Genomic DNA, 15,438 nt, shown 5'->3' with positions numbered 1-15,438 from the left:
GACAGCGCTCCCCCGTAGCCAATGCGGGTTGGGTACGCCTCCGGCGAAGTGGTATTTGGGGCGCATGGGGATCCGACGGTCAGATTCGGTTTTGCGGGTCGCGCGCGGTGTTGCCGCGGTCGCGACCTGCCTCGCGCTCGCCAATTGCGCCTCCTCGAACAAGTTCGCCAGCCGGGTCGATCCGAAATACGGCGTGTCTTCGAGCCCGCGGGTCGTGGCGTTTGGGGATCCGGTCCCGAAAGGCGGCGGTACCTACCGCGTCGGAAAGCCCTATGTCGTGGGCGGCCGCACCTACGTGCCGGAGGAGGACGTCAACTACCGCGCCGAGGGTATGGCGTCCTGGTACGGCGACGATTTCCACGGCCGCCTGACCGCCAATGGCGAAGTGTTCGACATGACCTCGCTGACAGCGGCGCATCCGACCCTGCCGATGCCGTCCTACGCGCGGGTGACCAATGTCTCGAACGGCAAATCGCTGATCGTGCGCGTCAACGACCGCGGGCCCTATCACGGCAACCGGCTCATCGACGTCTCGAACAAAGCCGCTGAACTCCTTGAATTCAAAGGCAATGGCGTCGCCAAGGTCCGTGTCGAATATGTCGGCCGGGCGCCGCTGGAAGGCTCCGACGACCGCCAGCTGATGGCGACCCTGCGCACCGGGATCCCGGCGCCGTCGCCCTCGATGGTGCGGGTTGCCTCGGCAAGGCCCTTCGTGCCGGAGCTGCCATCGTCGAACCGCGGCGCCATTCGCGGCGAGGTTCCGACGCCGGAGGGGCGGCCCTACAATCTCGGCAACACCTCCGCCGACATGGCATCGCTCAACGCGACCTCGGAGATGTCGGCCTCGAGCCGCAGCCGGGGCCGGGTGCTCAAGAACGCGCGCGCCGTGTCCTATGACGAGGACAGCCGCTATGCGACCGAGAACGCGCCGTCATCGGCCGACGGCGCCGCCGAGGCCCGCAGCATCCTGAGCGGCCGCGGCCTCTACTAAGCAGGTACCAAGCCGGCAAATCCGGCGAGCGGCGTAGCGCCCAGGGATCAGAATGGGATGCGCGCGCGTCCCGTGAACGTCCAGATCTGCGTGTTGCTGCCGATGCCGCCGAGTTCGGCGCCGAAGCCGACCGTGGTGCCGCTGGCCAGCCTTGCGCCGATGCCGCCCGTGACGCGGGCTGACCAGCCCTGGAGCAATGGTGTCGAAGCGAGCGGGATGCCGCCCGCAGCAACGATCGCGGCCGCATCGTCCTGCGTGAAGTAATAGTCGGCAAAGACGCCGGCATAGGGGACCAGCAGCACGCTATCGAGCCACGGCACGGGATAGGAGACCCTGTTGCCGGCAGACGCGCGGCCGCTCGAGAAGGTGCGGGCGGCTTGCGGGGTGCCGAGCGAGTCGACATAGGCGTTTTCCCGCTCCCAGATCGCGTAGACCTTGGCCGACGGTTCGATATTGAAATTGGCCCAGCTGTAGCTGCCGGTGAAGCCGGTCGCGAATATCCAGCGATTGCCGTTGAAATTGCCTTGGGCCGTGCCGGCGGTGCCGTCATAGCCGATGCCGGAATAGGTCACGGCCACGTCGTAACGCAGCGTCGGGATGATCTTCCAGCCGAGATAGGCGCCGACGGTCCAGCCGTCGCCCTTCAGCTTTCCGTTGATGTCGGTCTGGGTGTAGCTGAAGTTCTCGTAGCCGCCGGTCACGCCGACCAGCAAATTGGGTCTCGCCCGGTAGGTCAGTCCGGACAGCAGGTTGATCTGCTGGCCGAAGAGCGTGGCCTGGGTTGCACCCTGACCGATCTTGCCGGACGAGCCCCATTGATCGATGCCGCTGCCGCGCACGTCGATCCAGAACAGCCAGTCCTTCTGCTCCCTGAAGCGCGCAGCCGGTGCCTTGGTCGGAGCCGCCCGATCGATCGCGGCGAAGGCGTCATCGATCCGCGAGGAGCCGCGCCCGCGGCCGCCGGTCCGGCCGGAGCCGCCGTCGCCGATATAGGCGTTGGAGCCTTGGGAGGCGGGCTGCTGACTGGATTTGGGCTTGTCGTCCTCATCGCCGTCGGGCGCGGCGGCGAAATTGACGCGCAGTCCGCCCGCGCCTGGCGTGATGTATTGCCCGCCGTCGCTGAATCCTTCGGAAATCGCGGTGTCAATCGAACCGGAGATCGCCTGTCCCGAACTCTGCGCCACGATCTTGGTGACGTTGAGCTGGAGGGCGCGCAGCTTGGCGCTGTCGGCGGGAATGTCGACCGACTGGTTCAGAGCCGGCGAGGTCGAGGCGTTGAAGGCCACACTGCCGTTGTAGGTTGCCGTGATGCTGTGATTGCCGACGGCGAGCGTGGTCGTGGCAAAGGTGGCGACACCGGCCGACAGGGTAGACGTGCCGATCGGCGTGCCGCCGTCGTTGAAAGTGACCGTTCCCGTCGGCGTTCCGCCCGAGCTGTTCACCTTGGCCGTGAAAGTTACAGACTCGCCGTAGCTGCTCGGATTCTTCGACGAGGTGAGCTCCGTGGTGGTCGTCGCGGACAGATAGGTGAACCTGTCTGCCGCCGAGGTCGGCGACGTCCCTCCGGCCGTCGTCACGGTGACATCGACCGTGCCGGCGCCGGGCGGCGAGGTTGCCGTGATCGACGTTGCCGAATTAACCGTGAAGCTGGTCGCGTTGTTGGCGCCGAACTTCACTGCGGTGGCGCCGGTGAATCCGGTCCCCGTGATCGCCACGGAGGTGGCGCCGATCGCGGATCCGGAGCTCGGTGAGATCGAGCCGACCGTTGGTGCCGGCGTGTAGCTGAATTGGTCCGATGCCGATGTGGCGGACGTTCCGCCTAGTGTCGTCACGGTGATATCGACCGTGCCGGCGCCGGCCGGCGAGACCGCGGTGATCGAGGTTGCCGAATTGACAGTGAAGCTGGTCGCATTGGTTGCGCCGAACTTCACGACGGTGGCACCGGATAACGCGGTGCCCGTGATGGTGACCGACGTGCCGCCGGCGAGCAGGCCCGCATTCGGCGCAACCGACGTCACCGCCGGCGTTGCGGCATAGGTGAATTGGTCCGCGGCAGAGGTGGCCGTCGTTCCGCCAGGCGTCGTGACCGTGACGTCCACCGTGCCGGTCCCGGGAGGAGAGGTCGCGGTGATCTGGGTGGCCGAGTTCACCGTGAGCCCCGTCGCGCTTGTCGCCCCGAATTTGACAGCGGTCGCGCCGGTAAAATTGGTGCCGGTGATTGTCACCGATGTTCCGCCGGCCACCGGGCCGCCCGTCGGCGAGATCGATGTCACGGTCGGCGTGCCGAAATAGGTGAACTGGTCCGCCGCCGAGGGGGCCGAGGTGCCGCTCGGGGTTGTCACCTTGATGTCGACGACGCCGGCCCCGGGGGGAGAGGTCGCGGTGATCGAGGTCGCCGAAACGACGTTGACGCCCGTCGCAGGCGTTGCGCCGAATGTGACGGCAGTCGCACCCGTGAAGTTGGTGCCGGTGATCGTCACCGTCGTGCCGCCCGCAGTCGGACCGGTAGTCGGCGAGATCGAGGTCACCGTGGGAGCGGGGATGTATGTGAATTGGTCCGCGGCTGATGTTGCCGAGGTACCGCCGGCTGTCGTGACCTTGACGTCTACGATGCTGGTCCCCGGAGGCGAGGTCGCTGTGATCGTTGTTGCGTTGACGACGGTAACGCCCGTCGCGGAGGCTGCTCCGAACGTCACTGACGTCGCGTTCAGGAGATTGGTGCCCGTGATGGTTACCGTGGTGCCGCCGCCAGCCGGGCCAGACGTCGGCGAGATCGAGGTCACGGTCGGTGCCCCGACAAAGGTGTATTGATCAGCAGCCGAGGTTGCGGATGTCCCGCCCGGCGTTGTGACCGTGACGTCGACCGTCGTACTGGCGGTGCCGCCCGGCGAGTGGGCCGTGATCTGGGTATTGGAGTCGACGCTGTAGCTTGCGGCATTCACGCCGCCGAACTTCACGCCACCCACACCGGTGGTCGCGCTGAAATTCGTGCCTGTGATGATCACGGACGCACCGGCTCCTGTCGGCCCCGAGGTCGGCGAGATCGAGGTGACGGTCGGCGGGCCTACATAGGTGAACTGGTCAGCCGCCGAGGATACGGACGTGCCGCCTGGCGTCGTCACCGCGATGTCCACCGTGCCGCTACCGGATGGTGAAGTTGCGGTGATCGAGGTCGCCGAAACGACGTTGACGCCCGTCGCAGACGTTCCGCCGAACGTCACGGCAGTCGTACCCGTGAAGTTGGTGCCGGTGATCGTCACCACAGTGCCACCCGCAGTCGGACCGGTAGTCGGCGAGATTGAGGTCACCGTGGGAGCGGGGACGTATGTGAATTGGTCCGCGGCTGATGTTGCCGAGGTACCGCCGGCTGTCGTGACCTTGACGTCTACGATGCTGGTCCCCGGAGGCGAGGTCGCTGTGATCGTTGTTGCGTTGACGACGGTAACGCCCGTCGCGGAGGCTGCTCCGAACGTCACTGACGTCGCGTTCAGGAGATTGGTGCCCGTGATGGTTACCGTGGTGCCGCCGCCACCCGGGCCCGACGTCGGCGAGATCGAGGTGACGGTGGGCGCAGCCACATAGGTGAACTGGTCGGAGGCCGTGGTTGCGGACGTTCCGCCTGCTGTCGTGACGGTGACGTCGACGGTGCCGGTTCCGGCAGGCGCGGTGGCCGTGATCTGGGTATTGGAATTGACCGTGTAGCTCGCGGCATTGGTGGCGCCGAACTTCACGCCGGCAGCGCCTGTGGTCGTGCTCAAATTCGTGCCGGTGATGATCACCGATGTGCCGCCACCGGTTGGACCTGATGTCGGCGATATCGAGGTTACGGTCGGCGGGGCGACGTAGGTGAACTGGTCCGCCGCCGACGTCGGCGATGTCGAGCCGTTGGTGACGGTGACATCGATGGTCCCGGCGGACCCCGCCGGCGCCGTCGCCGTGATCTGCGTATTGGAGTTGACGGTGTAACCCGTCGCATTGGTGGCGCCGAACTTGACGCCGGCTGCGCCAGTCGTCCCGGTGAAGTTGGTGCCCGTGATCACCACCGAAGTGCCGCCGGCGAGCGGCCCGGTCGTCGGTGAAATCGACGTCACCGTGGGGCTGGGTAGATTGATCGTGAACGTGTAAGGGGTGTTCGCGATCGAACTGCCGGAGCAGCCCACGTTGAAATCGCTACAGCCCGGCGTGTAATACAGGGTGATCGAGTCCTGTCCGCCACCTGTCTTGCTGTTCAGCGTGATATCGATCTCGGCCTGGCCGGCCTTCGCGGATTGACCGTTTTGGTTCGGGTTCGTTGGATGAAATGTGTAAGTTGCCTTTGACGTGGTCGGATTATAATCGGCCGCTGTGAGCAGCGGGCTGCCCGAATGGCCGCTCGAATTTGCGATCGGTGCATTGTAAAAGGCGTCTGTGCCCGCGACGGAATAGACGCCGTATACAACCGAGTCGTCGGCCGCGGCTGCGCCAACGGTCAAACACAGGCGATAGATCTGACCGACCGACGTGAAGTTGATGGTCACGCCCGATGTGGAATTCGTCGTTTGATCGCAAGCCGCGTTCGCCGCTGCCATCGCGCCGAGCATCACGACGGCCGCGATGCAGATGCGTTGAGCCGCCCGCCAGAGAGAGCGCAATATCCGCGACGGCATAGCTTCACCGTCGCGTGCCGGGACCGCCAATTCCTCGACTATGTCTGGAATGGCCACCGCAATTGCGTGACTCACCGGCCCCCCTTGGCGGCAGCTCTCGATAGAGCAGCCGCCTAAATCCCTGATTGTGAAATTATTCGCCTATATTGTTGCGTGCATTTGGACGGGACGCGGTGCACAACGCAAGCGTGCGAGCCAGCCGAACTGCCGAAACCAAGTTGCGGGCGCTACTTTGCAGCGAACCGTTGCATGGCGGCAACAAAAGCGTGCTTTGATAGCGGCCGACGGAAACGCTTGGCGTCCCAATTTATGGTTGTGCTAGCGCTTGACTGTCAACGCTGGCTGTTCAACAATCTTGGCGAGTGGGCCGTAATAAATTCATTCTTTAATTTAAGTAGCGCCGTCGTGGTCTGCATCATCACGCGCCGGGTCGTTTGATTTTTGGGGGAGGGGTCATGCCGTTACAGCCGGTTCTCGGACAAATCATGCCTTTTGCGGGCGCAGTGATTCCCAGAGGTTGGGCGCTGTGTAACGGTGCGGTGTTGGCCATCCAGCAAAATACCGCGCTGTTCTCGTTGCTCGGCACCTATTACGGCGGCAACGGAGTGACGACGTTTTGCCTCCCGGATCTGCGCGGTCGCGCGATCCTGGGCTCGACTGGCGCCGGCCAATATCCCGTGGGCATGAGCAGCGGGTCGGTTTCGGCGACCCTCAATGTGCAGCAGCTCCCGGCCCACAATCATCTTATTCAAGTGTCTGCAGCGGTCGGAGGAGGCGGACGCGGGAGCGTCCCTCCCACAGGCAACGTCTTCGCGACAAACTCACTGCCGGCGACCAATCCGACGAAGATTTTTGCCGCAGCCGGGAGCGGCGACACGCCATTGGCGACCGCCACCAATCTGGTGAATGAAGGCGGCAATCAGGCGCACAACAACATGCAGCCCTATCTCACGATCAGCTATCTGATCGCGACGCAGGGGATTTATCCGTCGCGAAGCTGAGCGGCTGCACGGCCGCATTTTCGCAAACGTAATCCATCCACTTCAGTTTTCCCATATTCGCGCATTCGCCGATCGGATCGGAACGGGCGCACACCAAAGGATCATATGTGATGGCGGATCCGTTTCTCGGCGAGATCAGGTTGTTTGGCTTTCCGCGGGTGCCGGACGGCTGGTTCGCCTGCAATGGACAGTCGGTCTCGATTGCCCAATTTGAGACGCTTTACGCCGTGATCGGCACCACCTATGGCGGCGATGGCGTCAACACGTTCAACCTTCCCGATCTACGCGGCCGTGTGCCGATCGGACAGGGACAGGGGACAGGCCTTCCGAACTATGCGCTGGGCCAGCCCGGGGGTGAGGAGAACCACACCCTGATCGAAGCCGAAATGCCGACCCACAGTCATGCGCTGATGTCCTCGACCGCGACGGCAACGGATGTAACGCCCGGGCCGACCCTCCATCTTGCCACGGCGTCAGCAGGCGAACTCTACGCACCGATTGCGAACGCCGGGACGTACTCCACGATGGCCCCCTGCGTCGCCACTTCGGGCAACAGCATCGGGCACAACAATATGATGCCGAGCGTGGTTGCCAATTACTGCATTTGCTACGCGGGCGTCTTCCCTTCGTCCGGTTAGGCTGCGCACGCATCCGTATTCAGTCTCAAGGAAAGACAACATGTCAGATCCGTTCGTCGGAGAAATCCAGGCTTTTACGTTTCCTTTTGCGGTCGGCGGCTTCAACAGGGCCTGGCTGCCGTGCGGCGGCCAGCTCCTGCCAATTCAGGGTTACAGTGCGTTGTTTGCACTCATCGGTACCTATTACGGCGGCAATGGCACGACCAATTTCGCCTTGCCGAACCTGAACGGTTCGGTCGCGATCGGCCAGGGGCAAGGCCCGGGATTGCAAAATTATGTCGTCGGCGAGACCGTCGGCAGTTCGACAGTGACGCTGATCGGCGACAATATGGCGAGGCACACGCACATCCTGCAACTCGGCGACAAGAGCGCGACAGGCGCTACGGCAGGTCCCGGCGCGGCGGGGACCACGGTTGCGATCGACCCTAACTTCACCGGCTTCACGGCGCCACCCGGCAGTCTCACCTTGGTGCCAAGCGCCGTCACACTCACCGGGCAGAACCTGCCGCACGACAACATGCAGCCGACCCAGGCGATCGTCTGGTGTATCGCCTACGCGGGAATCTTTCCGGCTTTCGGCAGCTCCTGAACGATCTTGAGTGCGCGACGGCATGATTGACGGCGCGCCGCTCGACATCGTCCCGGACGATCCGGCTCTTCGGCTTCGGCCCGCAGGCCCGATCGACGAGCCGTTCATCCGGCGTCTCTTCGAGGAGGTGCGGACGGGGCAATTCACCGCGACGGGATTGTCCGGGCCGATCGTCGGCCAGATCATCGCGCAACAGTTCCGCAGCCAGGCGGCCGGCTATGCCGCGCAGTTTCCGGGGGCGATCTCGCTGATCGTCACACAGGACGCGACCGCGATCGGCCGGCTGCTGCTTCATTGCGAAAGCGAGCACTGGCACATCATCGACATCGCGCTGCTGCCGGCCGACTGTGGTCGCGGCGCCGGCACGAAGATCCTCGACGCTCTCGAAGCGAGCGCACGGCAGCAGGGTGTCGGTGCGCTGACGCTCTCGGTGCTTGCGGACAATTCGGCCGCGCACAGGCTTTACCTGCGGCGAGGATTTGCCGAGACCGGGCAGGCGGGCGCCGCCCACATCGCGATGAAAAAAGATCTCGCCTAGCGCACCGCCACTTCGCGCAAGAACGTCAGCAGCGCAGCGTTGACCTCGTCGGGCCGCTCCTGCTGGACCCAATGGCCGGCGCCGTCGATGATCAGCTTCCGCGTCAGATTGGGCAGCACGCGCTCGAGCTCGTTGACGCGCTTGGCGCCGATCAGGCCGGTGATGACGGCGTCTTTCGAGCCGGCAATGAAGAGCGACGGCTGATGGATCTGCGCGTCCTGCCAGGGCGCCGTCAGCTCCCAATTGCGGTCGAGGTTGCGGTACCAGTTCAGCCCGCCGCGGAAGCCGGACTTGCGGAAGCTTTCGGTGAAATAGGCGAGGTCAGCCTCGCTGAGCCAGTTGGGCAGCGGCTCATCGGCGAGCGCGTGACCGAGAAAGCCTTTGCCCTCCTGGACGAACATCGCGGCGCTGGGATCGGCAAGGCCGCGCCCGCCGAGCACGATGCGCATGGTGCGGGCGACGTCACGCTCGAACTCGGCCTCGGCGACGCCGGGCGTCTGGAAATACTGCCAGTAGAAATTGCTGACTCCGCCCTGGCGCAGCAGATCGAGCGGCTTGCCGCGGCCGCGGAATGGCGGCGGCACGCTGAGGCCCGCCACCGCCGTGAAGATGTCGGGCCGGAACAACGCCGCATGCCAGGCGACCGGCGCGCCCCAGTCGTGGCCGACCACCATCGCCTTGCTCTCGCCGAGCACCTGCACGAGGCCAACGATGTCGCCGACCGTATCGAAGATCGAGTAGGCGGCGACGTCCGCCGGTGCCGCGCTCTGGCCGTAGCCGCGCATGTCGGGGGCGACGACGTGGAAACCGGCGTCCGCCAGCGCCGCGATCTGGTGGCGCCAGGAGTAGGATAGCTCGGGCCAGCCGTGGCACAGCACCACCAGCGGACCCTGGCCGGCTTCGCGGATGAACAGGTCGATCCCGTTGGCCTTGATCACGCGGGTGGACAACATCGCTTTTCCGCCTTGTTTCAGGGGTTTGGTCGGGAAATATGAGGTCCCACGATAGGGGCGCGCCGAGAATCGTGCAATCTCGGGTTCGGCGGCCAGCCCCGTGTTGTTCGCACCTGTTCCTGCTGTTAGAACGCCGCTCTCAGGGCTTCGCCATGGCATTTCGTCTTTTTCCGCTCCGCCGCACCCGGTTCTCCGCCGGTGTGCTGGCGCGCGGGCTGATCGCGGCGGTTCTGGTGGCCGGCATCGGCTCGGGTGGGGCGCTCTACGCCGCCAACCAGAGCATCCAGGGCGCCAAGAAAACCGAGGATTCCGGCTTCGATGGTGACGCCCCCACCTCGATCCTGATCGAGGCCTCCAGCGGCAGCGTCCTGTTCGAGAAGAGTGCCGACGAGCTGCGCGCGCCCTCCAGCATGATGAAGCTGATGACGGCGGAAGTCGTCTTCAATGCCATCAAGAAGGGCGACATCAAGCCGACCGACGAGTACCGGATCAGCGAGAACGCCTGGCGCAAGGGCGGGGCGCCCTCGGGCGGCTCGACCATGTTCGCCGCCATCAACAGCAAGGTCTCGGTCGACGACCTCCTGCATGGCGCGATCATCCAGAGCGGCAATGACGCCTGCATCGCGCTGGCCGAGGGCATTGCCGGCAACGAGAAGATCTTTGCCGCCGACTTCATGACCAAGCGTGCCCGCGAGCTCGGCATGACGAAGTCGACCTTCGGCAATTCCAACGGCCTGCCCGACCCCGGCAACAGGATGACGGTGCGCGAGCTCGGCATCCTCGCGCGCCACATCATTCTCGACTTCCCCGAATTCTACAAACTGTTCGGCGAGAAGGAGTACACCTGGAACAAGATCCGCCAGCCCAACCGCAATCCTCTGCTCAATTCGATGGAAGGCGCTGATGGTCTGAAAACCGGCTACACCAAGGAAGGCGGTTACGGCATGGTCGGCTCGGCCGTGCAGAACGGCACGCGGCTGATCGTCGTCGTCAATGGCCTGGAAGATCCTGAGGATCGCGCCACCGAAGCCAAGAAGATGCTGGAATGGGGCTTTCGCAATTTCGAGACCCGCACCTTGATCGCGGCCGACCAGCAGGTTGGCTACGCAAAAGTGTTTGGCGGCGAGAGCCGCTCGGTCAAGCTGGTCGCCAAGACGCCCGTCAAGGTGATGGTGCACAAGAACGGCAGCGACAAGCTGATTGCGCGCGTCGTGTATAGCGGACCGGTGCGCGCGCCGATCGAAGCCGGCCAGAAGGTCGGCGTGGTCAAGGTCTGGCGCAGCGGCAACATCGCGGTGGAAACGCCCGTCTATGCCGCCGAAGCGATCGGCACCGGCTCGACCATGCGCCGCGCGATCGATGGTGCCAGCGAGCTCGTGATCGGCATGTTCCGCGCGGGCGCCGAGAAGCTCTGATCATGAGTGAGAGCGCAGCACAGCGGCCGTCCGGGCGCGGACGCTTCATCACCTTTGAAGGCGGCGAGGGCACCGGCAAGTCGACCCAGATCAAGAAGCTCGCCGACCGCCTCAATGCGGCCAGGATGCGGACCCTTGTCACGCGCGAGCCCGGCGGCTCGCCGGGTGCCGAGATCATGCGCCACCTGGTGCTGTCGGGGATGGGCAAGCTGCTCGGGCCCGAAGCCGAGACGCTGCTGTTCGCGGCTGCCCGCGACGACCATGTCCGCACCGTGATCCAGCCTGCGCTCAATCGCGGCGCCTGGGTGCTGTGCGACCGCTTCGCCGACTCGACGCGGGCCTATCAGGGCAGCCTCGGCCGCGTGCCGATGGGCCTGATCAACGCAATGCAGCGGGTCACGATCGGCGATCTCAAGCCGGACCTCACCCTCATCCTCGATTTGCCGGTCGAGATTGGATTGCAGCGCGCCGCCGTGCGTCGTGGTAGCGGCACACCTGACAGGTTCGAGAGCGAGAAGCTCAGCTTCCATCAGGACCTGCGCGAGGCCTATCGCACGATCGCCGAGGACGATCCCGGCCGTTGCGTCCTGATCGATGCCAATTCGGATCCTGACACGGTTGCTGGACGAGTCTGGACGGCGCTGCGCGATCGTCTTCTCCCAACCCCTGCATCGGTGGTTTCCCTATGAACCGCCGCCAGGCCGAACGTGAAACCGCCATTCCGCATCCGCGCGAGACGAGCCTCCTGTTCGGCCATCGCGAGGCCGAGACGGCGCTGCTCGCGGCCTATCGCAGTGGGCGCATCCCGCATGCCTGGCTGATCGGTGGGCCGCAGGGGATTGGCAAGGCGACGCTGGCCTATCGCATGGCGCGCTTCGTGCTTTCCAACGGCCAGCCGCTGGCGCCGTCCGTGCAGCGCGCCGAGACCCTCGCAATCGATCCTGATAACGCCGTGGCGCGGCAGGTTGCGGCCAGCTCGCATGGCGGGCTGTTGACGCTGGAACGCACCGCCAACGATCGCGGCGTGATGCGCACCGTGATCACCGTGGACGAGACGCGGGAGACGATCGGTTTTTTCGGCTCGACTGCCGCGGCAGAGGGCTGGCGCGTCTGCATCGTCGACACCGTCGACGAGCTCAATCCGAATGCCGCCAACGCGCTGCTGAAAATCCTCGAGGAACCGCCGCAGCAGTCGCTGTTCCTCCTGGTCAGCCACGCACCGGCGCGCGTGCTCGCCACGATCCAGTCGCGCTGCCGCAAGCTGCGCCTGCGCCCGCTCGGCACGGATGATGTGATCGGTGCCGCAGCTTCGGCGGCTGACCTCGATCCGAACGATCCGGCGCTGCGCGATGCCGCGGAGGCCTCCGAGGGCAGCGTCGCGCGGGCGCTGACGCTGCTCGGCGGCGATGCCCTGAAGCTGCAGCAGCGCACGGCGGCGCTGCTCGCGCGCCTGCCACAGGTCGATCCGCGCGAATTGCACACGCTCGGCGATTCGCTCGGCACCAGTGACCGCGTCGCGCTGGCGGCCTTCATCGACGGGATCGATCGCTGGATTGCGGAACGCCTGCATTCCGACGAGGCCAATGCCAACCAGAATCTGCCGCGCCTTGCGCGCCTAGCTGAGGTATGGGAAAAGATCGTCCGCGCCGCGCGCGACACCGAAACCTACAATCTGGAGCGAAAGCCCTTGGTTTTCTCGGTGTTCGGCTGGTTGGCGGACGCAACGCGCTAGAGCATGATCCGGAAAAGTGTGCAGCGGTTTTCCGAGAGGATCATGCTCAAAACAATAACCGAACGCAGGTTCGTTTCCAGATCTCGAGAAGCCGGTAAAGGAATTCGTCGTGGCCACGCGAGCTAAGAAAACCGCTAGGGGCAAGAGCAGCAAGAAGAAGACTGCCAACAAGGCCGTGAACAAGGCCGTGAAGGCGCTCGCGCGCAAAGCTGCCAAGAAAGTCAAGAAGACCAATAAGGCTGCCGCCAAGAAGGGCGTGAAGAAGAGCGCTGCGAAGACGACAAAGAAGGCCGGCAAGAAGGCTGCGAAGAAGCAGGTCGTCGCCAAGAAGGCGGTGAAGAAAGCGGCCAAAAAGGCAGCCAAGTCTCAGGCGAAGAGCAAGGCTCCCGCGAGGAACAAGGCTCCGGCAAAGAAGGTCGCCACGAAAGCGAAAGTGACCGCGCCTGCCGTGACCGCCGCGCCGGCTCCTGTCGCCACGCCGCCGAAGGTTGTGAAGCCCAAGGTGTCGAAGCCCAAGTTTTCGAAGCCGGAGGCGCCGCCTGCGCCGAAGCCCGTCGCAGCTTCGCAAGCCGCAGCACCCGTTGCCGCTCCTGCGCGCGACAACGTCTTTTACATCACGACTGCGATCGCTTATCCCAATGGCAGCCCGCATATCGGCCACGCCTACGAGGCGATCGCGACCGACGTGCTGGCGCGCTTCGCGCGGCTCGACGGCAAGGACGTGTTCTTCCTGACCGGCACCGACGAGCACGGTCTGAAGATGATCCAGACTGCGCAGAACGAAGGCCTGACGGTGTCAGCGCTGGCGGCCCGTAATGCCGGCCGCTTCAAGGAGATGGATGAACGCCTCAACGTGTCGTTCGACCGTTTCATCCGCACCACCGAGGAGCAGCATCATCGCTCCAGCCAGGAGATCTGGCGGCGCATGGAAGCGAACGGCGACATCTATGCCGACACCTATGCCGGCTGGTACTCCGTGCGCGACGAAGCCTACTACGCCGAGGACGAGACGCGCCTGAACGACGACGGCGTGAGGCTCGGGCCGCAAGGCACGCCGGTCGAGTGGGTCGAGGAGAAGAGCTATTTCTTCCGTCTGTCCACCTATCAGGACAAGCTTCTGAAGCTCTACGCGGACCGCCCTGATTTCATCGGGCCGGATTCGCGCAAGAACGAGGTGGTGAGCTTCGTCAAAGGCGGCCTGCGCGATCTCTCGATCTCGCGCACCACCTTCGACTGGGGCGTCAAGGTGCCCGGCGACGAAGAGCACGTGATGTATGTCTGGGTCGACGCGCTCACCAACTACATCACCGGCGTCGGCTTCCCCGACGAGGGCGACAACAACTGGCGCTATTGGCCGGCGGACGTGCACATCATCGGCAAGGACATCATTCGCTTCCACGCCGTGTACTGGCCCGCCTTCCTGATGTCGGCCGGCATTCCCGTGCAAAAGCGGGTCTATGCCCACGGCTTCCTGTTCAGCAGAGGCGAGAAGATGTCGAAGTCGGTCGGCAACGTCGTCGACCCCTTCAATCTCGCCGACCAATATGGCGTCGACCAGGTGCGCTATTTCTTCCTGCGCGAGGTGCCGTTCGGCCAGGACGGCAACTACAACCACGAAGCCATCGTTGCGCGCATCAATGCCGATCTCGCCAACGATCTCGGCAACCTCGCGCAGCGCTCGCTGTCGATGATCGCCAAGCAGCTCGGCGGCGTGCTGCCGGAGCCGGGCGAGTTCAGCGACAACGACAGGGCGATTTTGGCGATGGCTGATGGCATGATCGCCGCATCGCGTGAAGCGATGGCGACGCAGCAGATCCATCACTGGCTCAACGCCGTGTGGGCCGTGGTCGCGGAGGCCAACCGCTATTTCGCGGGCGAGGCGCCGTGGGCGCTCGCCAAGACCGATCCTGTGAGGCAGAAGACGGTGCTCTATGTCACCGCCGAAGTCGTGCGCCAGATCGCGATCCTGGCCCAGCCGGCGATGCCGACCGCCTCGGGCCTGCTGCTCGACAGCCTCGGCATTCCCGCGGGCGAGCGGAATTTCGCGATGCTCGGGGGCGCCAAACGGATCGCGCCAGGCTCGACGCTGCCGGCGCCGACACCGGCGTTCCCGCGCTACATCGAGCCGGCGGCCTAGGGCGTTCGGGCGATGCTGGTCGACAGCCACTGCCATCTGGATTTTCCGGACTTTGCGGAAGACCTCGACGGGATCGTCTCGCGTGCACGTGCGGCCGGCATCGGCCGTATGGTCACGATCTCCACGCGGGTACGAAAGCTCAATCAGCTTCTGGCCATCGCTGAGCGCTACGACGACGTCTACTGCTCGGTCGGCACCCATCCGCACAACGCGGACCAGGAGGACGGCATCTCGCCGGACGAGCTGATCGGGTTGACCGAGCATCCCAAGGTGGTCGCGCTCGGCGAGGCCGGGCTCGACTATTTCTACGACAACGGCGCGCCGGAGGCGCAGGCGAGGGGCTTTCGTGCGCACATCGCCGCGGCTCGTGCGACCGGCCTGCCGCTGGTGATCCACACCCGCGAGGCGGACGAGGATTGCGGCCGCATCCTGGAGGAGGAGGCTGCCAAGGGATCGTTTCGCGCCGTGCTGCATTGCTACACGGGCGGGCGCGAGTTGGCGCTGAAGGCGGTGTCGCTCGGGCTCTATATCGGCTTCACGGGCATCCTAACCTTCAAGAAATCGGAGACCCTGCGCGCGCTTGCGGCTGAACTGCCGTCTGACCGTATTCTGGTTGAAACAGACTCGCCCTATCTTGCGCCCGGCAAGTTCCGGGGCAAACGCAACGAGCCGGCCTATGTGGTCGAGGTCGCCAAGGTGCTCGCCGAAACGCGCGGCGTGTCGCTCGACGAGATCTCACGCCAGACCACCGAAAACTTCTTCCGCCTGTTCTCCAAGGTGAAATCTTAAGGTTGGGAG

12 protein-coding genes are annotated in these 15,438 nt (G+C 64.7%); 10 read left to right on the top strand and 2 right to left on the bottom strand.

Annotated features, from left to right (window positions below):
• Window positions 1-64 precede the first annotated feature (64 nt).
• Window positions 65-991: a septal ring lytic transglycosylase RlpA family protein gene (locus ACKWRH_RS22380; protein WP_445215282.1), complete on the top strand. Its 927-nt coding sequence runs from the start codon at window positions 65-67 to the stop codon at window positions 989-991.
• Window positions 992-1,038: 47 nt separating this feature from the next.
• On the opposite strand, the gene ACKWRH_RS22375 is transcribed toward ACKWRH_RS22380, so the two are convergent.
• A complete protein-coding gene (locus tag ACKWRH_RS22375) occupies window positions 1,039-5,712 on the bottom strand; it encodes an IPT/TIG domain-containing protein (RefSeq protein ID WP_445215281.1) in 4,674 nt (1,557 codons plus the stop codon).
• A gap of 380 nt (window positions 5,713-6,092) precedes the next feature.
• Here ACKWRH_RS22375 and ACKWRH_RS22370 point away from each other — a divergent pair, with 380 nt between their 5' ends.
• The 4 genes from ACKWRH_RS22370 (at window position 6,093) to ACKWRH_RS22355 (ending at window position 8,403) form a co-directional block, all read left to right on the top strand.
• Window positions 6,093-6,638: a phage tail protein gene (locus tag ACKWRH_RS22370; protein WP_445215280.1), complete on the top strand. Its 546-nt coding sequence runs from the start codon at window positions 6,093-6,095 to the stop codon at window positions 6,636-6,638.
• Window positions 6,639-6,748: 110 nt separating this feature from the next.
• Entirely contained in the window at window positions 6,749-7,276 is a 528-nt protein-coding gene (locus ACKWRH_RS22365) for a phage tail protein (RefSeq protein ID WP_445215279.1), read from the top strand.
• Window positions 7,277-7,316: 40 nt separating this feature from the next.
• Complete coding sequence (locus tag ACKWRH_RS22360; protein ID WP_445215278.1) at window positions 7,317-7,865, top strand: phage tail protein; 549 nt, start codon at window positions 7,317-7,319, stop codon at window positions 7,863-7,865.
• A gap of 22 nt (window positions 7,866-7,887) precedes the next feature.
• A complete protein-coding gene (locus tag ACKWRH_RS22355; RefSeq protein WP_445215277.1) occupies window positions 7,888-8,403 on the top strand; it encodes a GNAT family N-acetyltransferase in 516 nt (171 codons plus the stop codon).
• Here ACKWRH_RS22355 and ACKWRH_RS22350 read toward each other — a convergent pair.
• Window positions 8,400-9,356, bottom strand: coding sequence for an alpha/beta fold hydrolase (locus ACKWRH_RS22350; RefSeq protein ID WP_445215276.1), 957 nt, complete (start codon window positions 9,354-9,356; stop codon window positions 8,400-8,402). The genes ACKWRH_RS22355 and ACKWRH_RS22350 overlap by 4 nt on opposite strands.
• 152 nt (window positions 9,357-9,508) lie before the next feature.
• On the opposite strand from ACKWRH_RS22350, the gene ACKWRH_RS22345 reads away from it, so the two are divergent.
• The 5 genes from ACKWRH_RS22345 to ACKWRH_RS22325 all read left to right on the top strand — a co-directional run bounded on the left by ACKWRH_RS22345 (window position 9,509) and on the right by ACKWRH_RS22325 (window position 15,429).
• Window positions 9,509-10,771, top strand: coding sequence for a D-alanyl-D-alanine carboxypeptidase family protein (locus ACKWRH_RS22345; RefSeq protein ID WP_445215275.1), 1,263 nt, complete (start codon window positions 9,509-9,511; stop codon window positions 10,769-10,771).
• A gap of 2 nt (window positions 10,772-10,773) precedes the next feature.
• The gene (gene tmk / locus ACKWRH_RS22340) at window positions 10,774-11,460 is read left to right on the top strand and encodes a dTMP kinase (protein ID WP_445215274.1); all 687 of its coding nucleotides are present in this window, start codon (window positions 10,774-10,776) and stop codon (window positions 11,458-11,460) included.
• A complete protein-coding gene (locus ACKWRH_RS22335; RefSeq protein ID WP_445215273.1) occupies window positions 11,457-12,503 on the top strand; it encodes a DNA polymerase III subunit delta' in 1,047 nt (348 codons plus the stop codon). Before tmk ends, ACKWRH_RS22335 begins: the two co-directional genes overlap by 4 nt.
• 109 nt (window positions 12,504-12,612) lie before the next feature.
• Window positions 12,613-14,640: a methionine--tRNA ligase gene (gene metG, locus ACKWRH_RS22330; RefSeq protein WP_445215272.1), complete on the top strand. Its 2,028-nt coding sequence runs from the start codon at window positions 12,613-12,615 to the stop codon at window positions 14,638-14,640.
• A gap of 12 nt (window positions 14,641-14,652) precedes the next feature.
• Window positions 14,653-15,429 (top strand): TatD family hydrolase, encoded by a 777-nt coding sequence (locus ACKWRH_RS22325; protein ID WP_445215271.1) that lies wholly within the window; start codon window positions 14,653-14,655, stop codon window positions 15,427-15,429.
• Window positions 15,430-15,438 lie beyond the last annotated feature (9 nt).

The organism is Bradyrhizobium sp. Pa8 (genome assembly GCF_052588265.1).
Note: the sequence above shows the minus strand (reverse complement) of the source record. Positions and strands in the feature narration are given on the sequence as shown.

Excerpts from the sequence above, each read along its gene's own strand:
- ACKWRH_RS22380 (WP_445215282.1), top strand. The coding sequence starts at position 65 with ATGGGGATCCGACGGTCAGATTCGGTTTTGCGGGTCGCGCGCGGTGTT.
- ACKWRH_RS22370 (WP_445215280.1), top strand. The coding sequence starts at position 6,093 with ATGCCGTTACAGCCGGTTCTCGGACAAATCATGCCTTTTGCGGGCGCA.
- ACKWRH_RS22365 (WP_445215279.1), top strand. The coding sequence starts at position 6,749 with ATGGCGGATCCGTTTCTCGGCGAGATCAGGTTGTTTGGCTTTCCGCGG.
- ACKWRH_RS22360 (WP_445215278.1), top strand. The coding sequence starts at position 7,317 with ATGTCAGATCCGTTCGTCGGAGAAATCCAGGCTTTTACGTTTCCTTTT.
- ACKWRH_RS22355 (WP_445215277.1), top strand. The coding sequence starts at position 7,888 with ATGATTGACGGCGCGCCGCTCGACATCGTCCCGGACGATCCGGCTCTT.
- ACKWRH_RS22350 (WP_445215276.1), bottom strand. The coding sequence starts at position 9,356 with ATGTTGTCCACCCGCGTGATCAAGGCCAACGGGATCGACCTGTTCATC.
- ACKWRH_RS22345 (WP_445215275.1), top strand. The coding sequence starts at position 9,509 with ATGGCATTTCGTCTTTTTCCGCTCCGCCGCACCCGGTTCTCCGCCGGT.
- tmk (WP_445215274.1), top strand. The coding sequence starts at position 10,774 with ATGAGTGAGAGCGCAGCACAGCGGCCGTCCGGGCGCGGACGCTTCATC.
- ACKWRH_RS22335 (WP_445215273.1), top strand. The coding sequence starts at position 11,457 with ATGAACCGCCGCCAGGCCGAACGTGAAACCGCCATTCCGCATCCGCGC.
- ACKWRH_RS22325 (WP_445215271.1), top strand. The coding sequence starts at position 14,653 with ATGCTGGTCGACAGCCACTGCCATCTGGATTTTCCGGACTTTGCGGAA.